The 24,434-nt window shown below is 69.5% G+C and carries 19 protein-coding genes; 10 read left to right on the top strand and 9 right to left on the bottom strand.

Going from position 1 to position 24,434, the window contains the following annotated elements:
- Positions 1–15: 15 nt before the first annotated feature.
- Together KIP79_RS30795 and KIP79_RS30790 are read left to right on the top strand one after the other, a co-directional pair.
- Positions 16–939: an SCO2521 family protein gene (locus KIP79_RS30795; RefSeq protein WP_214108463.1), complete on the top strand. Its 924-nt coding sequence runs from the start codon at positions 16–18 to the stop codon at positions 937–939.
- 16 nt (positions 940–955) lie between these two features.
- Positions 956–1,918 (top strand): hypothetical protein, encoded by a 963-nt coding sequence (locus KIP79_RS30790; protein ID WP_214108462.1) that lies wholly within the window; start codon positions 956–958, stop codon positions 1,916–1,918.
- Here the strand turns inward: KIP79_RS30790 and KIP79_RS30785 are convergent.
- The 3 genes from KIP79_RS30785 to KIP79_RS30775 all read right to left on the bottom strand — a co-directional run bounded on the left by KIP79_RS30785 (position 1,878) and on the right by KIP79_RS30775 (position 5,456).
- Entirely contained in the window at positions 1,878–3,071 is a 1,194-nt protein-coding gene (locus KIP79_RS30785; protein WP_214108461.1) for an NAD(P)/FAD-dependent oxidoreductase, read from the bottom strand. The two genes, KIP79_RS30790 and KIP79_RS30785, sit on opposite strands and share 41 nt — an antisense overlap.
- 161 nt (positions 3,072–3,232) lie before the next feature.
- Complete coding sequence (locus tag KIP79_RS30780; protein ID WP_214108460.1) at positions 3,233–4,162, bottom strand: DMT family transporter; 930 nt, start codon at positions 4,160–4,162, stop codon at positions 3,233–3,235.
- Between the two features lie 76 nt (positions 4,163–4,238).
- Positions 4,239–5,456 carry a metal-dependent hydrolase family protein gene (locus tag KIP79_RS30775; RefSeq protein ID WP_214108459.1) on the bottom strand — a complete coding sequence of 406 codons (1,218 nt, stop codon included), beginning with the start codon at positions 5,454–5,456 and terminating at the stop codon, positions 4,239–4,241.
- Positions 5,457–5,533: 77 nt separating this feature from the next.
- On the opposite strand from KIP79_RS30775, the gene KIP79_RS30770 reads away from it, so the two are divergent.
- The gene (locus KIP79_RS30770; RefSeq protein WP_214108458.1) at positions 5,534–7,369 is read left to right on the top strand and encodes an alpha/beta hydrolase family protein; all 1,836 of its coding nucleotides are present in this window, start codon (positions 5,534–5,536) and stop codon (positions 7,367–7,369) included.
- On the opposite strand, the gene KIP79_RS49725 is transcribed toward KIP79_RS30770, so the two are convergent.
- From KIP79_RS49725 to KIP79_RS30755, 3 genes are all read right to left on the bottom strand, one after another.
- A complete protein-coding gene (locus KIP79_RS49725; RefSeq protein WP_214108457.1) occupies positions 7,354–8,904 on the bottom strand; it encodes a glycoside hydrolase family 43 protein in 1,551 nt (516 codons plus the stop codon). The two genes, KIP79_RS30770 and KIP79_RS49725, sit on opposite strands and share 16 nt — an antisense overlap.
- A gap of 78 nt (positions 8,905–8,982) precedes the next feature.
- Positions 8,983–11,886, bottom strand: a complete 2,904-nt coding sequence (locus tag KIP79_RS30760; protein ID WP_214108456.1) for an endo-1,4-beta-xylanase — start codon at positions 11,884–11,886, stop codon at positions 8,983–8,985.
- A 75-nt stretch (positions 11,887–11,961) separates the two neighbouring features.
- On the bottom strand, positions 11,962–13,341 hold the full coding sequence (locus KIP79_RS30755) for a glycoside hydrolase family 5 protein (RefSeq protein WP_214108455.1): 1,380 nt from the start codon (positions 13,339–13,341) through the stop codon (positions 11,962–11,964).
- A gap of 172 nt (positions 13,342–13,513) precedes the next feature.
- Between KIP79_RS30755 and KIP79_RS30750 the strand changes: the two genes are divergently transcribed.
- Complete coding sequence (locus tag KIP79_RS30750; RefSeq protein WP_214108454.1) at positions 13,514–14,548, top strand: LacI family DNA-binding transcriptional regulator; 1,035 nt, start codon at positions 13,514–13,516, stop codon at positions 14,546–14,548.
- On the opposite strand, the gene KIP79_RS30745 is transcribed toward KIP79_RS30750, so the two are convergent.
- The 3 genes from KIP79_RS30745 to KIP79_RS30735 are packed head-to-tail and all read right to left on the bottom strand — an operon-like array spanning position 14,523 to position 17,678.
- Entirely contained in the window at positions 14,523–15,374 is an 852-nt protein-coding gene (locus tag KIP79_RS30745) for a carbohydrate ABC transporter permease (RefSeq protein ID WP_214108453.1), read from the bottom strand. The genes KIP79_RS30750 and KIP79_RS30745 overlap by 26 nt on opposite strands.
- Positions 15,371–16,369 (bottom strand): carbohydrate ABC transporter permease, encoded by a 999-nt coding sequence (locus KIP79_RS30740; RefSeq protein WP_214108452.1) that lies wholly within the window; start codon positions 16,367–16,369, stop codon positions 15,371–15,373. The genes KIP79_RS30745 and KIP79_RS30740 overlap by 4 nt, the downstream gene beginning before the upstream one ends.
- A 34-nt stretch (positions 16,370–16,403) precedes the next feature.
- Positions 16,404–17,678, bottom strand: a complete 1,275-nt coding sequence (locus tag KIP79_RS30735; protein ID WP_308169975.1) for an extracellular solute-binding protein — start codon at positions 17,676–17,678, stop codon at positions 16,404–16,406.
- A gap of 300 nt (positions 17,679–17,978) precedes the next feature.
- Here KIP79_RS30735 and KIP79_RS30730 point away from each other — a divergent pair, with 300 nt between their 5' ends.
- From KIP79_RS30730 to KIP79_RS30705, 6 genes are all read left to right on the top strand, one after another.
- A complete protein-coding gene (locus tag KIP79_RS30730) occupies positions 17,979–19,700 on the top strand; it encodes an alpha/beta hydrolase (protein WP_214108450.1) in 1,722 nt (573 codons plus the stop codon).
- Between the two features lie 210 nt (positions 19,701–19,910).
- Positions 19,911–21,212, top strand: a complete 1,302-nt coding sequence (locus KIP79_RS30725; protein ID WP_308169974.1) for a glycoside hydrolase family 30 protein — start codon at positions 19,911–19,913, stop codon at positions 21,210–21,212.
- A 71-nt stretch (positions 21,213–21,283) separates the two neighbouring features.
- Positions 21,284–22,324 (top strand): Gfo/Idh/MocA family protein, encoded by a 1,041-nt coding sequence (locus tag KIP79_RS30720; protein WP_214108448.1) that lies wholly within the window; start codon positions 21,284–21,286, stop codon positions 22,322–22,324.
- Positions 22,308–23,276, top strand: a complete 969-nt coding sequence (locus KIP79_RS30715; protein WP_214108447.1) for a DUF6807 domain-containing protein — start codon at positions 22,308–22,310, stop codon at positions 23,274–23,276. The genes KIP79_RS30720 and KIP79_RS30715 overlap by 17 nt, the downstream gene beginning before the upstream one ends.
- 135 nt (positions 23,277–23,411) lie before the next feature.
- Entirely contained in the window at positions 23,412–23,972 is a 561-nt protein-coding gene (locus tag KIP79_RS30710; protein ID WP_214108446.1) for a cupin domain-containing protein, read from the top strand.
- Positions 23,973–23,988: 16 nt separating this feature from the next.
- The gene (locus tag KIP79_RS30705) at positions 23,989–24,147 is read left to right on the top strand and encodes a hypothetical protein (protein ID WP_214108445.1); all 159 of its coding nucleotides are present in this window, start codon (positions 23,989–23,991) and stop codon (positions 24,145–24,147) included.
- Positions 24,148–24,434: the final 287 nt, after the last annotated feature.

Here is a 24,434-nt window from a genome sequence, read left to right as displayed (position 1 = left end):
ACGCCCGGAGGCGACATGCTGATCATGGGGGAAGTCCGGACGGGTCTGCTGCAGAACTCGGCCGAGGTCCCGGAGAGCGACCTGTCGTCGGTGCTCGGGCTGCTGGCCGGCGAGCGGGTGCGGATCTCCCGGCGGCCGATCCTGCATGCCCTCTCCCCCGACCTGCTCACCGGCGTGGACTGCCTGCTCCCGTCGGCCGCCCAGGCCAAGATCCGCGGCGTCGGCACGGTGGTCTCCCGGTGCTCGATCACCGGCGGCCGGGTGGTGCAGAGCTCCTCGTACGTACGGGTGACCAAGGCCGAGACCGGCCACCGGCTGCCGTGGTCGCACTACCTGGCCAGACCGGGCGTGATCGAGGTGCTGGGCAAGGCCGCGGCGGCGGATCTGGCCGACGGGTTCCTGGCGTTCGGCCTCCCCGGAGAGCACCTGGACGTCGGTTCCATCAGCGACCGGCTGATGGACACGGTCCAGGCCGCCGAGTCGCTGGACCGCGCCTCGCCGTTCCGCAGCACGCAGACCCGGCTGCGCTGGGTCGCCGCCTCCGGCGAGCCGGGGGTGCGCTTCGTGCTCGGCGAGGGCGTGGAGCGGCGGGTCCGGATCACCTATGAGGGCGAGTTCAGCACCGCCGTCCTGGACCTGTGTGAGGATCTGGCGCTGCACGACTGGCTGCTGACCACGCTGCTGGTCATCGTGGAGCGGGCGCGCATCGGCGCGGCCCCCAGGGCCGAGGTGTCGGCCCGGCTCGCTCCCGCCGTGGACGCACTGTTGCACCTGTGGATGCCCGGCGCGCGGATCCACCCGTCGCTTGCCCCGCTGTGGGAGAGCCTGGAGCTGGCTCCCGGCTTCACCCGGCAGTGGCAGTCCCTGGTCGAGCGGGTCCGCGACCAGTTCGCGGTCAACACGCTGGCCTTACTCCTGCGCGAGACAAATCCCGTTTGAGACGGATGGATGACTCATGCCCGAGCAGAAGCCGCAGAAGCCCAGGTTCGACGTCGACATCCTCAACCCCTCGCTGATAAAGATCCTGATCAGCTTCTTCTTCGGCCTCGCGGCATGGGGGCTGGCGGAGTTGTTCCAGAGCGACAGCCTGGAAGATCAGAAGGCGTTCAGCATCCTCATCTCCCTGTTCACCGCCTCGGTGGCGTTCGTGGTGCAGCATCTGATCGCGCTGGAGAAGCAGAATGACGCCATCCGGCGCGAGCTGCGCGACGGGCTGGCCCGGATCGACGAGGCATCCGAGCTGTTCGCCCTGGTCGAGCAGTCCGCGGTGCAGATCGACCTGGTGACCCAGCTGGTGCGGAACGCCACCAGGGTGGACGGGGACATGCCCACCCTGGTGCAGAAGTTCGCGCAGAGCGAGGTCGAACGGATCTCGATTCTCCTGCGCGAGCTGGGCGAGGGCGACGTCACCTACGAGGGCGAGGACCGGGACTGGCTGCTCGGGCTGGCCAGGAACGCGGAGAGCAGCATCGACGCGCTCAGCCTGGCGGTGGTGGACCAGGGTCCCGGCGAGTTCACCGGCGGATTCTGGACCACCGATGCGGGCCAGCGGTACCTGGAGATCCAGCGGGAGCGGGTCAGAGCCGGGGTGGCCATCCGCCGTATCTTCTACGTGGATGACCCGAAACGGCTGAAGTCGGATACGTTCCGGGAGATCATCCGGATGCACAGCGAGGCGGGCGTGCACGTCCGGGTGCTCACCGCGGACCGGCTCAGCACGGCCCTGGGCGTGGACGACTTCATCGTCTTCGACGGCGTGGTCAGCTACGAGATCATGCCGTCCAGCACCCAGGCGGTGGGCGAGCTGATCACCCACACGTTCGTCCGTACCCTGCTGATCCTGGAGCAGCCGCGGGTACGCCGGCGCAGCGACCGGTTCAACGAACTGTGGGCGCTGGCGTCAGCTCCGCCGAGTTGAACGTGCGGCCGGGGCGGCAGATGTACAGCCGCTCCTCCAGCCTCTCCGCCCCGGTGCTCCCGAGCACCAGGCCGGCGACCATCTCGGCGGTGACCGGTGCCAGCGTCACCCCGAGGCCGGAGTGGCCGGTGGCGGCCAGCAGCCGCCGGTGCTCGTCCAGGTAACCGATGACCGGGATGTGGTCGGGGGAGGCGGGACGCAGGCCCGCCCAGTGCCGCTCCAACGGCCAGTCGGCCGTGGCCGGCATGAGCGTGCTCGTCCAGGCGCGGATCGAGTCCCGGCCCTTCGGGGTGGGCGCGTCGTCGTGGACGTGCTCCTCGTAGGTCACCCCGGCCGCCACGCGGCCGTCGTGGCGCGGCACCAGGTACGGATACCCCCGCTCGTCGCCATAGGTGATCTCGGCGAACACGTGGTGGTTGAGCGGGTAGGTGGTGTAGCCCGGCGGGCGCAGGTCGAACGCCTCGCCCTTGATGGGGAAGATCAGATCGGCCAGCGCGGGCAGCAGCCTGCCGCTCTGGTGTCCCGCGGCGACCACCACGGTCCCGGCCTCGATGACGGAGCCGTCGCTCAGTTCGACTTCGGCGTGTCCGGGGCCGGACCGGACGTGGGCGACCCGGGTGGCGACCCGGACCTCGGCGGTGGAGCGGGCCAGCGCGCCGCGGAGCGCGACCATCAGCTCGCGCGGGTCCAGTGCCAGTTCCTCACGGAGCAGGAAGCCGCCCACCACCTGGTCGCTGAGCAGCGGCTCCAGCTCCCTGGCCTCGGCGGCGGTGAGCTCGCGCACCTCGAAGGGCGCCTGCAGCCACTTCGGCGCCATCTCGGTGTGCAGCCGGTCCATCTCCTGGCGGTCCAGGGCGACCTGGATGTCGCCGCCCTCCAGGACGTGCACCTCCTGGCCGGTGGCGTGCTGGAGCCTGTCGAGCCACGGCTCGTAGATGTCGCGGCTGCGGCGGATGACGGTGCTCAGCGGGCCGAGGCAGGCCATCTCGGTCTGGGTGAGGATGCCGCCCATGGCCGCGTCCGAGGCGGCAAGACCGAGGTCCTCGGCCGCGTCGAACAGGATCACACTCTGCCCTGCGGCGCTGAGGTCGTAGGCGACCGCGCTGCCGATCACCCCACCGCCGACGACGGCGACATCGAAAATCTCGGGCACTGGAGACTCCATGCATTGCCGGATGAGTTCAGACTAAGCGCAGCCCGCTTCCAGGTACACAGCGGAAAACAGGGCCGCATGGACGCGCCACGCGGCCAGACATTACCGCGAAACAGCGCCCTCAGCGGCCACTTCATCACCTCCCCGGGGTCTCGAGTAGATCAAGAGCGAGTGCGGGTTCCGGCGCCGGTCGACGCGGGCTCCTCGGGGGGTCGGCCGGGGGTCTCCCGGCCCGGCCAGGCGACCAGGATCATGGCGGTGATGACGCAGGCGCCGCCGATCAGGACCGGCCAGGTGACGGGCTCGGCGTACAGGGTCGCGGCGAAGGCGGTGGCCCAGAGGGGTTCGGCGGAGATGAGGACGGCGGCGGCGGTGGGGGGAACGTGGGCCTGGGCCCAGGTCTGGGCCAGGAAGGTGAGCGCTCCGGCGATGGTGGCCAGGTAGAGCACCCCGGCCCAGTCGCCGGGCGAGGTGGGCAGGGCGATGCCGCCGGGGGTGGCGGACAGGCCGGTGATGGCGGTCAGGGTGAGGATCTGGATCACTGACAGGGGGTACGCCTCGGCCGGGATGGACCAGCGGCCGAGGGCCACGATGTGCAGCGCGTACAGGAGTGCGGAGAACAGCGTGAGCAGCACCGGGCCCGCCGCGATCGCGCCTGCGCCGCCTGGGCCGCTGAGCAGGGTGAAAGCCGCCATTCCGGCGGTGGCCAGGGCCACCGCGGACCAGGTGCGGCGGGAGGGGGCCACCCGGGTCCAGAGCAGGGCCAGCAGCGGTGTCATCACCAGGTACGAGCCGGTCACGAATCCCGAGACCGATGAGGGCAGCTCGATCAGGGCGAAGGTCTGCACCAGCAGGGCGGCCCCGTAGACCAGGCCGAGGGCCACCCCGGTCAGCCAGGTGCGCCGGGGCAGGCCGCGCAGGGCGCGGGGGCGGAGGGCGAGCAGGGTGGCCGCCGCCAGCGCGAACCGTACGGCGAACAGGTCGGCGACCGGGAGGCGGAGCAGGAGGTCCTTGGTCAGCGGGAACGTGGAACCCCAGATGGCGGTGACGCCGACCAGGGCGGCGATGCCCGCCAGGTAGCTACGGCTCATGGGGAGAGCTCACGGGCGGGGTCAGAGGTTACGGGCGAGATCACGAACGCACTCACGGACGCACCTATGAAGGCGGTCACGGACGGGCCGGGAGGTGCTTGACCACGGTTCCGCCCTTCATTACGAAGCACACGTCCTGAAATTTCAGGATGTCTAGGGGGCCGGGGATGGCGATGAGGTCGGCGTAGCGGCCTGGGGTGAGGGAGCCCACTCTGTCCTCCCAGCCCATGCACTCCGCGCTGGTCAGGGTGGCGGCGCGGATGGCGTCGAGGGGGGTCATGCCGTACTCGACCATGGTGGCGAGCTGGCGGGCCTGGAGACCGTGGGGGAAGCCTCCGGCGTCGGTGCCGAAGCCGATGAGGACCCCCGCCTGGACGGCCTTGGCGAAGGCGATGCGCTGAGCTTCGGCGGTCTCGTCGTTCTTGCGGAGTTGTTCGGCGTCGTACCCCTGGGAGGGGCCGACCTCGGTGATCCAGTCGGCCCACCAGATGTCGGCGGAGAGGTAGGTGCCGTGGTCCAGCATGAGCTGGATGCCCTCGTCGTCGAGGAAGCAGGCGTGCTCGATGGAGCGCACGCCGGCCAGGATGGCCCGTTTGATGCCCTCGGCGCCGTGCGCGTGGGCGGCCACATGCCGGCCGTACCAGGCGGCCTCCTCGACGGCGGCGCGGAGTTGGGCCTCGGTGAGCTCGGGGGCGCCGGGCACGGTGCCGTTGGCCAGTACGGCGCCGGTGGCGATCACCTTGATCAGGTCGGCGCCGTGGAAGACGATCTCGCGGACCCGTTCCCTGATGTCGTCCACGCCGGAGGTCTGGCCGAACCGGAACTCGCGGGGCAGCTCGATGTCGGGGGCCAGGCCGGTGACCATGCCGCCGCCGCCCTTGACGGTGACGTACGCCCCCGCGACCGCCATCCGGGGCCCGAGGATGTGCCCGGCGTCGACGGCGTCCCGCAGGGCCACGTCCAGGAAGGCCCGGAAGGTGCCCAGGTCCCGTACGGTGGTGAACCCGGCCAGGAGGGTGTCCCTGGCGTTGGGGACCCCCGCCAGGACCTGCTGGGCGGCGCTGTACTTGAGCTCCTGGGCGTAGTCGCCGCAGGCCGCCACCCCGACCAGGTGGGTGTGCAGGTCGATCAGACCCGGCGTCACGGTGACGTCCCCGAGGTCCAGCACGGGGCCGTGGTAGGCGGCGGCGGGCCGCACCTCGGCCACCCGTTCGCCATCGATCAGGACCACCTGGTCCTGGCGCACCTCCCCGGCCACCACGTCCACCAGCCGGGCACAGCGCACCGCTTCCATGGCACCTCCCTTTCCTGAGCCGCAACTCAAACACACCGCTCTTTACCTTGACAATAGAGATTGAATAGCCTGCCACCATGCGCCCGCGCGACCTGGCCGGTGACCGGCTGCTGACCGAGTTGGACGTCGCGCCCGACGGGTCGCTGGCGGCCGTGGTGGAGCGGCGGGTGGTGCGGGGGCGGGAACGGCACCGGCTGCTGACCGTGCCGACGGCCGGGGGACGGGCCCGGATGATCGCCGCCGAGGCGTCCAGCCCGCGGTTCTCCCCGGACGGGGCCACGCTGGCGTACCTGTACCGGGACCAGGTGCACACCCGGCCCGTCACCGGCGGCCCGGCCACCAGGGTCACCGCGTTTCCGCGCGGGGTCACCGAGTTCGCCTGGCTGGACGGCGGGTTCGCCGTGCTCGCCGCGGACGAGGGCTCTCCGGTGCTGGACGGCGACGGCACCGCCCGCGTGATCCGCCGCCTGGACTGGCGGGAGGACGGGCACGGACTGCGCCTGTACCCGACGCACGTGCACCTGGTCCGGCCGGGTTCGTCCCCGGTCCGGCTGACCGAGGGCGACTGGTGGGCCTCCTGCCTCCGCGCCGCCCCTTGTGGCACGAAAGTGGGATTTATCGCCGACCCCCGGGAAAATGCGGACCTGGATCCCCACCCGCAGGTCTACGAGGTGCCGCTGGCGGGCGGTCCGGTCGCCAGGGCCAGTTGGGTGGACGGTCCCGTGTCGCGGTTCTCCTACGACCCGGACGGCGGCGTGGTCTGTGTCGCCCCGCCCTCCCGGCGGCCGGACGACTTCGAGAACGAGCAGCTCTGGCTGACCCGGCCGGGGCAGCCCGCGATCTCGCTCACCGGCCACCTGGACCGGTTCGCCGGTCAGGCGCCCACCTCCGATGAACGGTTCACGGTGGTCTGCGACAACGGCCGGGAGATCGCCTACCGGGTCGGCGAGCAGCTGACCGAGCTGACCCCGCCGGCGCTGGATCCGGTGGTGCACGCGCTGGCCGCCGGAGGCGGCACGGTCTGCGCGATCGCGAGTTTCGGCGGGGCGGCGCGGCCGGATCTGTACCGGCTCGCCCCGGAACGTGAGCTGCTGCTGCGGTCCGGTGGAACCTGGTTGGCGGGCTTCAAGCCTCCGGTACAGCGGGAGCTGGAGATCGGCGACGTGCAGGTCTTCCTGGTGGCCCCGCCGGGGTGGGCGGAGGAGCCGCTCCCGGCCGTACTCCAGTTGCACGGCGGGCCCGCCTGGGCCTGGCCGGTGGCGCCGGACACCGACGCGCTGCTGCTGGCCGCCGCCGGGTTCCTGGTGGTACGCCCGAACATCCGGGGCTCCTTCCACCGCGGGTACGCCTTCGGCGCGGCACTCGGCGCGAACTGGGGTGAGCCGGACGCGGCGGACTGCCACGCGGTGCTGGACGACCTGATCGCCCGGGGCTGGGCCGACCCCGCCCGGCTCGGCTGCTACGGCAACTCCTACGGCGGTTTCCTGACCAACTGGCTGATCGGCACCTCCGGCCGGTTCGCGGCGGCGGTCAGCCAGAACGGGGTCACCAACCAGGTCTCCGACTTCGGGGCCTGCGACCTGGGGGCCGTCTACGACGTGGACTCCGGGCTGGGCGAGGTCTGGACGCCGGAGGGCGTGGCCCGCCTCTGGCAGATCTCCCCGCTACGACACGTCGGAAATATCAGGACACCTTTGTTGCTGCTCCAGGGCGAGCAGGATCTGCGCTGCCCACCCTCGGACGCCGAGCAGATGTTCGTGGCGCTGCGCCGGCAGGGCCGTACCGTCGAGTACGTGCTCTACCCGGACTCCAGCCACTCGCTCACCGACACCGCCAGGCTGGACCGCCGCATCGACCGGAGCGAGCGGATGATCGACTGGTTCCGGCGCTACCTGGGTCAGAGCCCCCGGTAGTCGAACCAGCCGAAGGTAGCCGTGTTCCCGCTCGGCGTGCCGTTGGAGGTGGCGTACAGGGCGATCATGGCGCCGATGAACCCGCCGGCGGTGGTGGAGCTGAGGATGCGCCCGTCCAGCGGCTCGCCCAGCTCCCGCCACTCCCCCGGCTCGACCGCGTAGCGGAACGCGTAGTCCTGCCCGGTGGCCTGCACGCCGAGGAAGACCCGCTCCCCCGCGACCCCGGCGGTGGCCACCACGGTGTCCTCGCCGCCGGCCCGGCGGACCAGTTCCAGGCCGCGGACCGACCGGAAGAGCCTGATCTGGAACTGATCGTTCTGGATCAGCGCGAGACCGGCCTGCTCCGCCCCTGCCGGGTCGAAGCGGAGCACCGTGTACGCCACGAAGTCCTGGTGCTGCTGCCGCCGCGCGACCAGGCTGGGGTTGGCCCACTCCGTCGGCGACTCGGGACGCAGGGCCAGGGTCAGGCCCTGCTCGGACAGGCTCCAGTACGGCTCACGCGGGGTCCGCAGGTGGTTCCAGACGGGACCGAGCGCGGCGGCGTCGAAGTGGTCGCAGGACGGGTCGGCCGGCCAGGGCACGGCGGGTAGGGCTGGGCCGGGCATCTCGAATCCGACCATGTCGTAGACAGGCCAGCCGTCCTCCCAGCGCACGCTGGTGAGGAAGGTCTCCCGGCCCAGGTTGTACCCGCTCTCGGCGCGTACCGCCGCCATGGTGGCAGGGCCATGGGCGGAGCCGCCGTACGGGCGGGTGGCGAGTAGCACCGACCACCACTCGCCATCCTGTGTCTGGACCAGGTCGGGATGCCCGGTGCTTGTGATGGGGTAACGCAACCCCAGGTGCCGGTGCGTGAGGATTGGATTGCGCGGGTTCGGCAGGTAAGGGCCGGTGATCTGGTCGGCCCTGGCCACCATGACGGCGTGGTCCTCGGCCGTGCCGCCCTCCGAGGCGAGCAGGTAGTAGCGCCCGTCCACCAGGTAGATGTGCGGGCCCTCCGCCCAGATGCCCATGCGCTGCACGGGCTCCCAGATCACGTGCTCCTCGCCGACCAGCTTGAGGGTGGCCAGGTCGAGTTCGCGGAGCCAGATCTCGGTGTCGCCGTCGTAGCGCTTGCCGTCTTTCTCCCGGGTGCCGCACATCCAGGCCCGGCCGTCGTCGTCGAAGAAGAGCGACGGGTCGAAGCCGCGGGTCTCCGGGAACCAGACCGGGTCGCTCCACGGCCCGGCCGGGTCGGTGGCGGTGACCAGGAAGTTGCCCGCCTCCTCCATCAACGTGGTGATCATGTAGAACACCCCGTCGTGGTGGCGGATGGTGGGCGCGAAGATGCCGGCGGAGGGACGTACCCCGTCCAGGTCGAGCTGGCCGGGACGGTCGAGGACGTGCCCCAGCTGCCGCCAGTTGACCAGGTCCGTGCTGTGGAAGATCGGCACGCCGGGAAACCACTCGAAGGAGGAGGTGACCAGGTAGTAGTCCTCCCCCACCCGGCAGACCGACGGGTCCGGATGGAACCCCGGCAACACTGGATTACGGAACACGACCCTCCGCCCGTATTACCGGGCTCCGCGACGCTGCGGAAGGGGCGGAGCCCGGTAACTGTATTTATTTGAACACTTTTACTTGGCTAATTGGAGAACACCCCAGCGAGAGGTGTTGAAGTAACTTTGCCCGGTCGGGTCGTTCCAGGTCACGGCCGCCGTACGGCTGGCGCCCGTGGCGTCGTTGACCTGGACGTCGAAGCCGAGCAGCTTGTCCTTGGCCAGGGTGACCGTGGGCAGCTTGATCGCGGCCTCCACGACGTAGCCGGTGGCGGTGCGCTTCACGGCGCTGGTCAGGTTGTCCCGGATCCCGAAGGCGTCGAAGGTGCCGCCGATGGTCTGCCGTCCGGTGAAGCTGATCCGGTACTGGCCGTCGTCATCGTCGTAGCCCTTGGTCTTGTTGTTCTCCGGGTCCACGAAGATCTCCACCGAGTCCTGCTCGTACGCGTTGGGCGACTCCTCGCTGAGCACCGGATCGGTGACCCGGGCCAGGACGTACAGGGTGCCGTTGTTCCACATCGCCTTCACCTTGGCGGTGGCCCCCGAGGTGCTCTGCACCCAGGTGCCCGTGGTGATCTCGCCGGCCTTGTTCCAGGCCGAGTCGACCACCCCGTCGATCACGGGGACGCCCTTCGGCGCGCAGGTCGACTTGATCGCGGGCAGCACGGCGACCACGCCGTTCCAGGTGATCTCCGGCCCGCCCGCGTCCTTCACCGCGACGGTCAGGCCGGTGGCCGAGCCGGACGGGAGCTTGGCTTCCACCCGGTAGCCGGTGTCGGTCTTCTTGGCGTCCGCCTTGAAGCCCGAGGCGTGCGAGCCGTTCCGCTGGACCTTGTACGACTTGCCGCCCGCCGTGAAGGTGACCGCGTCGGCGCTGTTGTTGGTCGGGTCGGTCACCTCGGCCAGCACGTACAGGCCGCCGGAGGTGCTGCGGGCCTGGACGCCGGCCGACAGGTTGCCGGACCGGGCGATCGGGGCGTCCGGCAGGTAGTCCCACTCCACCTCGCGCTTGCCGTCCACCTCGATGTTCGCGGCGGGCGCGTTCAGGCGGCGGGTCAGCGGCGGCAGCTTGGCCGGGTCGGCGATGCCCCAGAAGGCCGGCTTGGCCTGGAGCTCGTCGTCGAACGGCAGGGGCGGGTTGAGCCGGGTGATCGGGAACGAGGAGAGCCAGGTGGCGTCGTCGGCCACGCCCCAGATCGTCACCGAGTCCAGCTTGGCCGCCTGCCGACGGAAGACGTCGAAGATCTCCTTGTACCGGTGTCCCTGCTCGGCCAGCACTTCGGCCGGGACGGTGGCGTAGCTGGACACGAAGTCGGTGTAGACGCTCACGTCCAGCTCGGTGACCTGCTGCTTGACGCCCAGCTGGGCGAAGCGCTGGATGCTCTCCTCGATCCAGGAGGCCGGCGCCTGCTCGATGTTGACGTGCAGCTGGTGGCCGACCGCGTCGATCGGCACGCCCTCCGCCCGCAGCTGCTTGACCACCTTGAACATGGCCTCGCGCTTGCGCGGGAACTCGGTGTTGTAGTCGTTGAAGACCAGCGTCGCGTCCGGGTCCACCTCACGGGCGACCCGGAAGGCGGTCCTGATGTAGTCCAGGCCGGCGATGTTGAACCAGGGCGAGCGGCGCAGGCCGTCCGGCTGGTTCTCGTCGATGACCTCGTTGACCACGTCCCAGGTGCCGATCCGGCCCTTGTAGCGGCCCATCACGGCGCGGATGTGGTTCTCGATGCGCTGGAGCAGGATCTCCTTGGTCGCCCCGGCGAACACCCAGTCGGGGGTCTGGCTGTGCCAGACCAGGGTGTGGCCGCGGAACGCCAGGCCGTTGGAGGTGGCGAAGTCCACCAGGGCGTCGCCTTCGGCGAAGGTGAAGTCGCCCTCGGTGGGCTCGGTGGCGTCCCACTTGAGCGCGTTGCCCGGGGTGACGCTGCCGTAGTGCTTCTTGATCAGCTTGGCGTGCTCGCCCAGCGTGGCGCCCCGGTAGAAGGCCGCGCCGAGGGCGAACGGCACGGTGTCCTTCAGCGACGGGATGTCGGTCTGGATGGGCTTGGGCTGGATGTAGGTGAGCGAGAAGTCGTCCAGTTCGAAGGGCAGGGTGCCGCTGTCGGACTCGACGTACACGCTGAGGAAGTCGTGGTCGTGGGCGAGCGTGTACGTCCCCGACAGCTTGGTCCACACGCCGGGGGTGACCGCCACCGGGGCGACCACGCGCTCGTAGCTGGGGGTGCCGCCGATCCGCCGCTCGATGGACAGGCCCAGGTTCTGCGCGGCGGCCGAGCGCACCCAGACCTCCAGGGCGTACTTGTTGCCCTTGGCCATCTTGCCGAGGATGTTGCGGGCCGGGCCGTCCCAGGAGGCCGACCGGTTGGTGGCCGACAGGCCGTACGAGCCGGTGTGGGCCGCGTCGGTGGCGGCGGCGAGGGTGGCGGAGCCGCGCGCCGCCCAGCCCTGGGCGGTGCCGGTCTCGAAGTCGGTGACCAGGCCGGAGGTGGCCGGGTCGGAGTCGGACGTGATCACCACGTCGTCCAGGTAGAACGCGACGGTGTCCCCGGAGCTCTCGAAGTACAGGTTGAGCGTGGAGTCCACCGAGTAGGAGTACGCCCCGGTGAGCTCCACCCAGCCGGCGTCGGTCACCGTGGCCGCGGCGACGCGCTCGTAGGTGGTGCTGCCCCCGGACGGGGTGCGCTCCATGGTCAGCGCCACCGTGGAGGACGGCTGGCCGGGCAGCGCCCTGGCCCAGGCGGTGACGTTGTAGGTGATGCCCTTCTCGAACGGCGGGGTGATCGAGGTGCCCTGCCAGTTGGCCGACCGGCCGCTGACCTGGAGGGCCTGCGCCCCGGAGTGGAAGGCGTCGGTGGTGGTGACCACCAAGACCCCGCCACCGCGCGGCGCCCAGCCCTGGGTGCCGCTCTCGAAGGTGTAAGTGGCGATGGTGGTGGGCGCCGCCAGCGCGGGCGGCGTGAGCAGCCCGGCTAACAGTGCCATCAAGCCCAAGAAGGCAGTGAACACCCAGGGTCGGGGGGTGCGCATGGGGGAGCTCCCAGAGGTCAGGTTGGGATATCAGGGATTGGCGGCGATGCTCTCGGTGAGCAGGTCGATCAGGGGCTGCCGCCGCCCGCAGTTGGCCAGCGCGAAGGAGTCGGCCAGCGCCACAAGTTCCTCTTCCGAGCAGCCGCGGAACAGCTCGGCGTACTCGGGGACCAGGGCCTGGGCGATCAGGATGTGCCGGAGCAGATCGTCGATCTGGTAGCGGGCGCCCCACGGGTAGGGGTCCCAGGACGGGAACTCGGTGTCCATCAGCCGGTGCAGCGGCGCCAGGTCGTCGGCCGACTCCTCCATGGTGGAGCCCCACCGGTCCGCGCCCAGCCGCTTCTTCTTGGCGATGAAGTCCCCGAACCGCTCCATGTACGGCCCGCCCGCCGACACCAGCCCCTGGAGCCCGACGTCCTTGTACGTCCAGATGGACCACCCGGCCGCGTGGGCCTCGAAGATCTCCAGCTGGTCCCTGAGCACCTGGTAGCGCTGCGCGTCGATCTCCGGGTTGCCCGTGTAGACCGGCCCGAACTCGCCCACCCAGATCGGGGTGCCGGTCTCCCGCTGGAACGCGGTGCGCCGCTCGAAGGCCTCCTCCAGGGTGCTCCGGTCCACCCACTCGCCCCTGGTGTAGCCGGGGTAGGGGCCCCCGTGCGCGAACCCGGCCAGGGCGTAGTCGTGGCAGACGAAGACGGTGTTCTCGTACACCTCGCGGAAGATGGAGAAGTCGGTGGAGTAGGTGTTGCCGTCCAGGAAGAGCACGTGGCCGGGGTCGACCGCGCGGATCGCCTTGACCAGCCGGTCGTAGAACGGGCCGATCACCTGGCCGCGCACGTCGCCGGGCTCGTTGATGGGGTTGTAGCCGGCCACCCAGGGATTGTCCTTGTACCGGTCGGCCATCGCCTCCCACAGGTGCACCGCGCGGTCCTGGAAGTGCCGGTGCTGCCAGAAGTCGGCCACGTGGGTGGGGTTGTCGGAGTGCCAGTGCTGGTTCTGCGCGCCGGGCAGCGCGTGCAGGTCGATCACGCTGTAGATGCCGCGCTCGGCCAGCAGCCCGATCACCCGGTCCAGGTGCCGGAAGCCCTGCTCGATGATCTCGAAGGGCCGCTCGTCGGACTCGAAGTGGTGGTAGTTCACCGGAACGCGGACGCAGTTGGTGCCCATGTCGCGCAGCAGGTCGGCGTCGGCCGCGTCGAAGAACGAGGTGAGCAGCCGGTCGAAGAACACCTCATACCGCTCATCGCCCAGCACGTCCCGGACCGCGGTACGCATCGCGGACTCGTTGGCCGAGTAGCCGGTAATGAAATTTTCCATGTTGAGCCAACCGCCGAGGCCGACGCCGCGGAGTCGTACCGGCTGTCCAGCCGGGTCGGTGAGGTGGGATCCGGTCACGCGCAACGCGGGCATCGAGGCTCCTGGGGTGAAAAAGTCTATGAAAGTTTCGGACATTAACCGAATATTTCGCAAATGGCAGAATAGATAGCCAGCAGGTAACACGTCAACAGCAGATGGGAGCGGTTCCAGACCCCGATCCGACCTGGGGAAGCGAGGCCGAAAGTTTTCGGCTATGATCCGTTCCATGCCATCGAAAAGGCGAGTGACGATCGCCGTGATCGCCGAGGAGGCCGGGGTCTCCGTCCCCACCGTCTCCAAGGTCATCAACGGCCGTCCCGAAGTCGCCCCGGAGACCCGCCAGAGGGTGGAGCGTCTCCTCCACAAGCACGGATATCAGCGCCGGGTCAGCCCGGGAGACGGCCCGGTGGGGCTGATCGACCTGGTGTTCGCGGAGATCGAGAGCCCCTGGGCCATGGAGATCGTGCGCGGCGCCGAGACCGCCGCCCGCGAGGCCGAGGCCAGTGTGGTCATCTCGGTGCTGCACACCCATGCCGGTCCAGGGCGGGACTGGCTGGAGCGCATCGCCGCCCGGCGCACCGACGGCGTCGTCATCGTCGCCTCGCGGTTGTCGGCCGGGCTGCAGGGCCAGCTGAGCGCCCGATCCATGCCGTTCGTGGTGGTCGACCCGGAGGGCGAGCCGGCGCACGGTGTCGCCTCGGTGGGGGCCACCAACTGGCACGGCGGCCTGTCGGCCACCCGTCACCTGCTGGAGCTCGGCCACCGCCGGATCGGGATGATCGGCGGGCCCAGCGACATGCTCTGCAGCCGGGCCCGCATCGACGGCTACCGGGCGGCCCTGGAGACCGCCGGGGTGCCGGTCGCGCCGGAGCTGATCCGGCACGGCGACTTCCTGGTGGACTCCGGCCACGACCAGGGTCACGCGCTGCTCTCGCTGCCCGACCCGCCCACCGCGATCTTCGCCGGGAGCGACATGCAGGCCTTCGGGGTCTTCGAGGCCGCGCGCCAGCGCGGCCTGAAGGTGCCCGAGGACCTGAGCGTGGTCGGCTTCGACGACCTGCCGCTGGCCCGGTCGGCCTGGCCCCCGCTCACCACCGTGCGGCAGCCGCTCCAGGAGATGGCCGACCTGGCCACCCGGATGGTGCTGGCGATGGGCCGCGGCGAGACCACCGAGGCCCGGCGGGTGGAGCTGGCGACCGACCTGGTGGTCCGCGAAAGCACGGCATCGCCCTCGCCTATCCTTTCGTCGCACCCGCTGTGAGACCGCCGATGAGCTGGCGCTCGGCGATCGAGTAGAAGGCGAGCGCCGGCACCATCGCGAGTACCACGTAGGCGAGGATCCTGGCCGTGTCGGCGGAGAACTGCCCCTGGAACTGCTGCACGCCGACCGGCAGGGTCCACAGACCCGGGTCGTTGAACACCACCAGCGGGAGCATGAAGTTGTTCCAGCTGCTGACCATGGCCAGCACCGAGACGGTGGCCAGGGCCGGCCGGGCCATCGGCAGCAGGATCCGCCAGAAGAACCCGAACGGGGTGCAGCCGTCCAGGATCGCCGCCTCCTCGATCTCCCCCGGGATGGACCGGAAGAACTGCCGCAGGATGATGATCGTCAGCGCCAGGCCGAACGCGGCCTGCGGCAGGATCACCCCGAGCGGGTTGTTCAGCAGCCCGAAGAAGCGCAGCAGGATGAAGAGCGGGAGGATCGCCACGGCGAACGGGAACATCAGGCCCGACGCGAAGATCGTGAACACCAGCTCCCGGCCGCGGAAGGCGAACCTGGCGAACACGAACGCCGCCAGCGCCGCGACACCGACCGTGATGACGGTCGTGGCGACCGCGATGAACACGCTGTTCCAGAGCTGGAGCCAGAAGCTGCCCGAGGCCAGCACGTCGGTGTAGTTGGACGGCACCCAGGGGTCGGGCAGACCAATCGGGTTGGTGGACAGCTGCTGGTTGGTCTTGAAGCCGCCCAGCACGCCGTACAGGATCGGGATCAGGACGAACGCGCCGATCACGATGGTCACGGTGTGCAGGGCGATCGGCTTGGCGACCTGAACCGCGGGCTTGTCCCGCGCGTGCATGCTCATCGGGCGGCTCGCATGTTGGTGATGGCGCCCTCGGTGTCCCTGCGCATGACGAATCGCTGGTAGCCGAGCGCGAAGATGAGGCTGAGCAGGAACATCACCACGCTGATGGCGCTGGCGTAGCCCACCTGGAAGCGTCTGAAGCCGAACTCGTACATGGTCACGCCCAGCGTTTCCGAGGCGTGCACGGGGCCGCCGCCGGTGAGCACGTAGACCAGGTCGAACAGCTGGACGGTGTAGATCACCGACAGGAAGATGGTGATCCGGATGGTGGGGCCGAGCAGCGGCAGCGTGACATGGCGGAAGGTCTTCCATGCGCCCGCGCCGTCGATCTGGGCCGCCTCGATCAGTTCGTTGGGGATGGACTGTCGGCCGGCCAAGTACAAGATCATGTGGAACCCGAAGTACTTCCAGGTCATCACGATGAACAGCGCGTACATCACCGTGTCGGGCTCGGACAGGAAGGTGGACTCCGAGATTCCGATCAGCCCGAGCAGTTCGTTGGCCAGGCCGCGGCCCGGCGAGAGGATCATGGTGAACAGCACGGCCGTGATGACTTCGGACAGCACGTACGGCGCGAAGAAGATCAGCCGGTAGACCGCGCGGCCGCGCATCTTCTGGTTGAGCAGGAGCGCGATCGCCAGCGACAGCGGCAGCTGGATGAGCAGGGAGAACCCGATCAGGCTCAGGCCGCGCCACAGGTCGCCGATGACGATCTTGTCATTCAGCATCCGGGTGAAGTTCTCGAACCCGATGAAGTTCGTCGGGACGAGACCGAAGCCGTTCCACTTGAAGAAACTGGAGTACATGGCCAGCGCGATGGGCGCCAGAACCAGCAGGCCGAACAGCACGATAGCGGGTAGCAGGAACAGGATGATCGTCACCCAGTTGCGACGCCGGCGAGCGGCGGGCGATTCGCCCGCCGCCGCCGGGTCGCGTGGCGACGACGCGGTCGCGTGACGCGACCGCACTCGGGGCGGAGCCGGAGGGGAGGTCATCCCCTCCGGTCCTCTCGTCGTAGCCACTCTGCCGTTACTCCGACTGCGCCACTTCGGTGATGGCCTTCACGACCTCTTCCGGAGACTTGGTCCCCGCGATGAGCTCGGCCACGCTGTCGTTGACCTGCGCCCCGACCGCCGGCGGGTAGGCCTGGTCGAGGTAGAGCTGGAAGTCGGTCGCCTGGGCCAGCGAGTCGGCCACCATCTTGCCGCGCGGGTCGGTGACCGCGTCCTCGACGCCCTTGACGACCGGGAGGATGACGCCGGTGCCGACCGTCTTGCGGACGCTGTCCGCGGAGGTGATGAACTTCAGGAAGTCCACCGCCTCCGGCGGCGCGTCGCCGCCGACCGCGAAGCCGCCGCCGCCGCCGAACGCGTCGGTGCCGGCGCCCTTACCGCCCTCGACCGAGGGGAACGGGAAGAAGCCGAGGTCGTCACCGAGGTCCTTGGAGGTGTCCCGCTGCACGTTGGGCGCCCACTGGCCCATCAGCTCCATGGCGGCCTTGGCGTTGCCCATGGTCGCGGCCTGGCCCTCAGGGGTGTCGTACGGGGCGCCGAGGAAGCCCTTCTGGAACGGCTGGAGGTCGGAGAGCTCCTTGAGCTTCTGGCCGGCCGCGATGAAGTCGGGGTTCTCGAAGGACTTGGAGACCGAGGCCTCCTTCAGCGCGGGCAGGCCGCCGATCCGCATCGCCAGGTAGGCCCAGTAGTAGTGGCCGGGCCACTTGGCCTTGCCGGCCAGCGACAGCGGGGTGATGCCCGCCGCCTTGAGCTTCTTGACGTCGTCGATGAACTCGCCCCAGGTGGCCGGCGTCCCCTCGATCCCGGCCTTGGCGAACAGCGCCTTGTTGTACCAGAAGCCGACCATGCCGATGTCGTACGGAATGCCGTAGACCTTGCCGTCCAGCTTGTAGGCGGCGGACGCGGCGGGGGTGATGGTGTCGATCCAGGAGGCGACGTCGGCGGTGATGTCCTTGGCGATGCCCGCGTCGGCCTGCTGCTTGAGCACGCCGCCGCCCCAGGTCTGGTAGATGTCGGGCGACTCGCCGGACTGGGCGACCGTGGTCATCTTGGCCTTGAAAGCTTCATTCTCCAGGGCCGTGATGTTGATCGTGACGTTCGGGTGCGCGGCCATGTAGTCCTTGGCCAGCTGGTCCCAGACCGGCTTCATCGGCTCGATGTTCTGGATGTGCCACCACTCGATGGTGACCTTCTCTTGCGCCGCGCCGCTTCCACCGCCACCCTGGGGCGTCTCGCTCCCAGATGAGCCACAACCGGCAAGGAAGAGCGCGGCGGCTGCGACTGACAGCACGCCGCGTCGAGAGAACGACATATTTGTGGATCCCTTCCGTCTCATCGCGACAGCGGGACAGCGGGGGGCTACCCACGCCACACGGGGTCGGTCTTTGAAACTTTCGATATTCAGCCGATAGTTTCTAGCGATGGCACGGAGGTTACATCGGCTTTACGACCGGATCAACGGTCGTTGTGGAGCTGTTACTCGGCCGGGAACGCTAGGGTGGCTGCCTGGTGATCGTCGGAATTCTCCGAGTCGACCGGAGATCTCCGATCAGTACGGATTGGGCAGTGAGGCGGAGCAGTGCGCGGGTGGATGACGCTCTTGACCGTGACCCTGTCGGTACTCGGGTCACTCGGCCTGGCGGCGCCGGCGCACGCCACCGAAGCCGCCGTCGAGCGCCGTGACTGCCCCGCCCTCGTACCGGCGGGCACCACCTGTGGCTTCCTGATCGTGCCCGAGCGCAGGGACGTGTTCGGCACCTCCACCATCAAGGTCGCCTTCGCCGTGCACAAGGGCGACGGGACCCGGGCCGATCCGGTGGTCTACAGCAGCGGCGGGCCCGGCTCTGCCTCGCTGCCATTGATCGGAGCTCTGGCCGACCTGGCGCCGGGCCGGGACGTGGTGGTGATCGAGCAGCGCGGCGGGCGCTACTCAGAGCCGCGGCTGCACTGCCCGGAGATCGCCACCGGCATCGTGGCCGGGCTGACCCGGCCGGGCGACGAGGGCATCACCGCGGCGGCCGACGTCTGCCGGGCCCGGCTCACCGCCGACCTGAAGGGCTACCGGACCCGCGAGATCGCCGCCGACGTGGGCGACCTGCGCAGGGCGCTCGGCTACCCGCAGTGGAACCTGTTCGGGGTCAGCTACTCCAGCCGCTCCATGCTGCTGGCCGCCACCCTGGACCCGGCGGGCACCCGGACCGTGGTGCTCGACTCCTACCTCCCGGAACAGGCCGCCTGGTACGACCAGGCCGCGCCCGCGCTGCGCGGCGCGGTGGACAAGCTCGGCATCGGCGACCGGTTCCGCGCCATGACCGAGCGCCTGAACAGGCGGCCCGCCGTGCTGGAGACCCACGACCCGGTCACCGGGCGGCGGGTGACCGTCACCCTGGACGGCAACGACGTGATCACCCTGCTCGGCGAGGCGATGCGCGAGACCGCGCTGCTGCCCGTGGTGCCGGTGGTGGTGGACGGCATCGCGGACGGCGACTACTCGCTGATCCAGCCGCTGCTGGACGAGGCGGGCGCCGCGCTGGTCAGCCACGAGCTGGGGCAGTACTACGCGGTGCAGTGCCAGGACGAGGCGCCGCGCAACACCTTCGCCGACCGCAGCCTGCTGACCGTGGCGACGGACGCCACCGTCTGCGACCGGTGGCAGCTGTCCGCGGCCGGTCCGGACAACTCGGCCACCGAGGCGCCGGTGCTGGTGCTCGGCGGCCAGTACGACCCCACCACCCCGCCGGAGAGCGCCGCGGAGGCCGCCGGAACGCTGCCCAACGCCCGTTTCACCGAGTTCGCGGGGGTGAGCCACGGCGTGTTCCTGGGGAGCGACTGCGGGCGCCGTACGGTGACGGCGTTCCTGGACGATCCTCAGGCGCCCGCGCCCTGCGATCCGGGGCGTGCGCCGTACCCGATCATGGCGCCGGGGGCGCTGCACCCGACCACCGCCGGGTACACGCTCCAGGCCGCGCCCTGGCTGCTGGCGCCGCTGGGGCTGTTCCTGCTCGCCTCGGTGCTCCAGTTGGCCGGCGGGGTGCTGACGGTGCGGCGCGGGGGCTGGGTGACCGCGCTGGCGGGCCTGACCGGGCTGGCGTTCGGCGGACTGGCCGCGCTGAGCCTGTCCGGCATGTCGGGCAATCCGCTGCCGCTGGCCTTCGGCCTGCCGCCGGCCCTGGTCTGGTACGGCCTGCTCGCCGTCGCCTCGGCGGCGTTGTCGGTGGTGGCCGCGTTCCGGCTGCGGGCGCCGGCCGTCTCCATCGTGCCCGCCGGTCTGGGCATCATCTTCGTCACCTGGCTCTACGCCTGGGTGCTTTGAGCCTGGGTGCTTTGAGCGGACCCATGGGTTGACGCCGTTCCGGGGCAACATCTACGTTACGTGACACGAAAAGTCTCGGTAATCTTGTGAAACTTTCGGAAAGCGGGTTTCCGCATGTCGCGACGTCACAAGGCACTACTCGTTCCGGTGTTGGCCTTTCCCTTGGCCGGGCTCGTTCCGGCACAGGCGGAAAGCGCTTCCCGGATTGAGGTGGAACACCGAAACATTCATCAGAAGATCGACGGATTCGGCTTCTCGCAGGCGTTCCGGCGGAACGAGCTGATCCGCCAGCTCTCCCCGCAGCAGCAGCGGGAGATCCTCGATCTCTGGCTCAGCAAGGAGAAGGGCGCGGGGCTGAGCATCCTGCGCCTGGGCATCGGCTCCTCGGCCACAGACAGCCCGTACGACCTGATGTGGTCCATCCAGCCGCAGGACCCGGGCGGCCCCGACGCGCCCCCGAACTACCGCTGGGACGGCGACGACGGCAGCCAGGTCTGGCTGGCCAAGGAGGCCAAGCGGTACGGCGTGCAGCGGTTCTACGCCGACGCCTGGAGCGCGCCCTACTACATGAAGGACAACGAGTCGGAGAACAACGGCGGCAGCCTCTGCGGCCTGACCGGCGTGACCTGCGCGGACGGCCAGGACTGGCGGGCGGCCTACGCCCGGTACCTGGTGCAGTACGCCAAGTTCTACAAGCAGGAGGGCATCAAGATCACCGACATCGGGTTCACCAACGAGCCCGACTGGACGGCCACCTACGCCTCCATGCGGTTCACCCCCGCGCAGGCCGCCGAGATGGTCAGGGTGATGGGCCCGTACGCCAGGAAGGCCGGGCTCAACCTGGTCTGCTGTGACTCCTTCGGCTGGACCGAGCAGAAGGCGTACACGGCGGCAGTGGAGGCCGACCCGGTGGCCCGCAGGTACGTGGACGTGTACGCCGGCCACACCTACGCCAGCCCCGTGGACGGGCCGCAGCCCACCAGGCGCTCGGTGTGGATGTCGGAGTGGAACCCCAACGGCGACACCTGGAACGTCAACTGGGACGACGGCAGCGGCTGGGACGGCTTCACCATCGCCTCGGCCGTGCACGACGCGCTGGTCCTGGGCAACGCCAACGCCTACGTCTACTGGTTCGGCGCCTCGCGCGGGGCGACCAGGGCGCTGCTCCAGGTGGACGTGCCCAACCAGACCTACTCGGTGTCCAAGCGCCTGTGGGCGCTGGCCGCCTACAGCCGGTTCATCCGGCCGGAGGCGGCGCGCCTGGGCATCTCGGCGAGCGACCCGGCGCTGAAGGTGTCGGCGTTCAGGAACAAGGACGGCTCGGAGGTCGTGGAGATCCTCAACACCGCGACGACGGCGGTGAACACGACGCTCAAGACCAAGCCCGGCAAGGCCACCCTCTACCTGACCGATGGTGGAAACTCGCTGGCGCCGTCCGCACTGCCCGGCTTCGGGCCGCACCGATCCCTGACCCTTCAGCCACGTTCCCTCACCACCGTCCTCGTGAAATAACAGTTGACCCCGGGAGGGCGCCCCTGGGAGCGTGGGCGTCCTCCCGGTTACACCTTTCGGGGGTAACTCTCATGATCCGGGTGGCGATCGTCGGGACGGGTGGCATCGCGGGCGTGTGCCACGTCCCCGCGCTCCGCGCGCAGGCGCACCGGGCTTCGGTTGTGGCCGCGGTGGACGTGGACGAGGCGCGCGTGAAAGCGTTCTGCGCCGAGCACGGCATCCCCGCGGCGTACACCTCGCTGGCGGCCATGCTGGATGGGGAGCGGCCCAATCTGGTGCATCTGTGCACGCCCCCGCACCTGCACGCGGCGCAGGCCGTGGAGTGCCTGCGGGCGGGGGCCTGGGTGTGGATCGAGAAACCGGCCTGCCTGAGTCTGGCCGAGTACGACCTGATCGCCGCCGCCGAACTGGACGCCTACGCCTCGGTGGTGTCCCAGCATCGGTTCGGGTCGGGGGCGCGGCATCTGCGGGACCTCGCGCCCTCGCTGGGGCGGCCGCTGGTGGGGCTCTGTGTGACGGCCTGGTACCGGGACCACGCCTACTACGAGGTGCCCTGGCGGGGGCGGTGGGCGACCGAGGGGGGTGGGCCGACCATGGGGCACGGCATTCACCAGATGGACCTGATGCTCTCGGTGCTCGGGGACTGGGCGGAGATCCGGGCGATGACCGGGACGCTGGACCGGCGGGTGGAGACCGAGGACGTGTCCATGGCGGTGGTGCGCTTCGAGTCGGGGGCGATGGTCTCGGTGGTCAACAGCGTGCTCTCGCCTCGGGAGGAGAGTTACCTGCGATTCGACTTCACCGGGGGGACGGTGGAGTTACGTCATCTGTATGGCTACCGCAACACGGACTGGAGTTCCACCTCGCCGCTCTGGGATCCGCCTTCTGAGGATGTGCCCTCCTCGCATGAGGCGCAGTTGGCGGAGGTGCTGGACGCGTTCGAGCGCGGGGAGGCGCCGCCGATGAGCGGGCGGGAGGGGCGCAGGGCGCTGGAGCTGATCACCGGGTTGTACGCGGCGGCGGTGAGTGGGCGGCCGGTGGCGCGGAGTGAGTTGACCGTCGATCATCCCTTTTATCATCGGCTGGACGGGGGCCATGGAACTGATCTTTGAAGAGCGCGGGGTGGAGATCCTGCGCTACGCGTATCAGCCGGATATGCCGGTTTTTGAGTCGCCTAAGCCGTATTTTCATCCGATTCGGACGCTTGCTGGGGATGTGGTCAGCGCTTATCGGCCGCACGATCATCGTTGGCACAAGGGTTTGGCGATGACCGTGTCGGATTTGTCTGGGGAGAACTTCTGGGGTGGGGGGAGTTATGTGCGGGCCGAGGGGGGCTATGTGGATCTCCCCAACAACGGCACGATGCGGCATGAAAGTTTCGACGACGACCGGGAGTCCGAGGCCGGGGACCACGGGGTGGGCGAGTCGCCGGCCGGGCGGACCGACACCGGCGAGCTTCGGGTGGACGAGTCGCGACGTGGGCTGGTCACCTCCGGGCAGCGGACTTCGTCCGGCGGGCGGCGGGTGGGTGAGGCGCTGAGCTGGCACACCCAATCCGGGGAGCACTGGGTGGACGAGGCACGGTCCTTCGCCGTGGTGGACGTCGAGGAGGACTCCTGGGCGCTGGAGTTCGCCACCGCCCTCACCAACGTGCGCGGGGACGATCTGGTCTTCGGCAGCCCGACCACCAACGGGCGGCCGCTGGCGGGCTACTGCGGGCTGTTCTGGCGCGGGCCGCGGTCCTTCGAGCACGGGACGGTGATCGCCTCGCACGGCGACGGGCCGTCGATGATGGGGCGGCCGTCGGACTGGCTGGCCTATGTGGGAGCCCATGACGAGGTGGACCGGTCGTCCACGCTGCTGTTCATGAGCGCGCAACCCACGCTGTGGTTCGTCCGGAACACGCCGTTCGCGGCGGTCAATCCGTCGATCGCGTTCGACGAGGAGTTGGTGCTGCCGGCTGGGGGGACGCTCTCGTTGCGTTATCGCGTGGTGGTGGGGTGCGGGGCTTGGGATCGGGCGCGGCTGGAGGCGTACGCGAAGGAGCATCCGTGTCCCATGTAGGCACTTCGGAGAAGGACCATCCGTATTCGGTGTAGGCACTTCGGAGAAGGACTATCTGTGTTCGGTGTAGGCATTTCGGATTTATCGGTTTATGACTGGCCTACGGCGGATGGGCTTTGTGGGGGTTCGCCTCATATGCACACGCTCTGTGCCGAGACGTACGTCGTCATCGGCGGTTCCGGCAGTGTGCAGACCCTGACCTGGTCGGGCTTCCAGGAGACTCCGCTGGAACCCGGGGTGGTCGTGTGGTTCACTCCCGGCACCGTGCACCGGCTGATCAACGGTGGTGACCTGCGGATCATCGTTCTCATGCAGAACAGCGGCCTGCCCGAGGCCGGCGACGCCGTCTTCACCTTCCCACCGTCCGTCCTGGACGACCCCGTCCGGTACGCCGAGGCGGCCTCCGGCGACGTCCGCGCCCGCCGCGACCTAGCCATCTCCGGATTTATCACCTTAAAAGAGGGCGGCTTCGACGACTTCCTCACCCGCGCCACCCGGATCATCACCCCCCGCCTCGACACCTTCGAACACCGCTGGCGCGAAGGCCCCCTAAAGTCCGCCCTAACCACCGGCGCCCACCTCACCGCCCTCCGCTCCGGCGACCCCACCCATCTACGCGAGGCAGCCGTCACCCGCCTCACCCCAGAACCCAAACCCGGCATGTGCGGAAATCTCCAGGCCTATCCCTCCCGCTAACGGGTAGCCAATCCCCATGACCAGGACAGCGACCAAAGCGGCCCTCTGGGCGATCACCGCCCTGGCCGCCCTCATCACGGTCAGCTGCGACGACGGCACACCCCCCAACCGCCAGGCAGAAACATCCACCGTCAGCCCTGCCTTCCACAAACAACCTGGTCATCCCACAACTTGAGCAGCCCCCACAACCCACCCTCCCAACAGCCCCGACCCCAACGATGGCCGCCACACTCCCACCTCCGGTCAGCCCCTACTTCGCCACCTCCGGTCAGCCCGGCTCCGCCGAAGCAGCCACCTACCGCGTCGATGCGTGGCATTCGGTTCACCGTGGTCCCCCCACCCCCGGCCCATTACTGACCTCCAGCCTGACCCGGCTCCGCCGCAGTGGCCGACTTCCACGTCGATGCGTGGCATTCGGTTCGCCCTGGTCCTCCCACCCACCCGCCCCCTCCATTACCGTGT

Source organism: Acrocarpospora catenulata (assembly GCF_018476525.1).
Classification (GTDB): domain Bacteria; phylum Actinomycetota; class Actinomycetes; order Streptosporangiales; family Streptosporangiaceae; genus Acrocarpospora; species Acrocarpospora catenulata.
This window is presented reverse-complemented; position numbering and strand designations above follow the sequence as displayed.

Excerpts from the sequence above, each read along its gene's own strand:
- KIP79_RS30715 (WP_214108447.1), top strand. The coding sequence starts at position 22,308 with ATGGAACTGATCTTTGAAGAGCGCGGGGTGGAGATCCTGCGCTACGCG.
- KIP79_RS30760 (WP_214108456.1), bottom strand. The coding sequence starts at position 11,886 with ATGGCACTGTTAGCCGGGCTGCTCACGCCGCCCGCGCTGGCGGCGCCC.
- KIP79_RS30795 (WP_214108463.1), top strand. The coding sequence starts at position 16 with ATGCTGATCATGGGGGAAGTCCGGACGGGTCTGCTGCAGAACTCGGCC.
- KIP79_RS30745 (WP_214108453.1), bottom strand. The coding sequence starts at position 15,374 with ATGAGCATGCACGCGCGGGACAAGCCCGCGGTTCAGGTCGCCAAGCCG.
- KIP79_RS30705 (WP_214108445.1), top strand. The coding sequence starts at position 23,989 with ATGACCAGGACAGCGACCAAAGCGGCCCTCTGGGCGATCACCGCCCTG.
- KIP79_RS30755 (WP_214108455.1), bottom strand. The coding sequence starts at position 13,341 with ATGCCCGCGTTGCGCGTGACCGGATCCCACCTCACCGACCCGGCTGGA.
- KIP79_RS30790 (WP_214108462.1), top strand. The coding sequence starts at position 956 with ATGCCCGAGCAGAAGCCGCAGAAGCCCAGGTTCGACGTCGACATCCTC.
- KIP79_RS30740 (WP_214108452.1), bottom strand. The coding sequence starts at position 16,369 with ATGACCTCCCCTCCGGCTCCGCCCCGAGTGCGGTCGCGTCACGCGACC.
- KIP79_RS30775 (WP_214108459.1), bottom strand. The coding sequence starts at position 5,456 with ATGGAAGCGGTGCGCTGTGCCCGGCTGGTGGACGTGGTGGCCGGGGAG.
- KIP79_RS30720 (WP_214108448.1), top strand. The coding sequence starts at position 21,284 with ATGATCCGGGTGGCGATCGTCGGGACGGGTGGCATCGCGGGCGTGTGC.
- KIP79_RS30730 (WP_214108450.1), top strand. The coding sequence starts at position 17,979 with ATGACGCTCTTGACCGTGACCCTGTCGGTACTCGGGTCACTCGGCCTG.
- KIP79_RS30780 (WP_214108460.1), bottom strand. The coding sequence starts at position 4,162 with ATGAGCCGTAGCTACCTGGCGGGCATCGCCGCCCTGGTCGGCGTCACC.
- KIP79_RS30710 (WP_214108446.1), top strand. The coding sequence starts at position 23,412 with ATGCACACGCTCTGTGCCGAGACGTACGTCGTCATCGGCGGTTCCGGC.
- KIP79_RS30770 (WP_214108458.1), top strand. The coding sequence starts at position 5,534 with ATGCGCCCGCGCGACCTGGCCGGTGACCGGCTGCTGACCGAGTTGGAC.
- KIP79_RS30750 (WP_214108454.1), top strand. The coding sequence starts at position 13,514 with ATGCCATCGAAAAGGCGAGTGACGATCGCCGTGATCGCCGAGGAGGCC.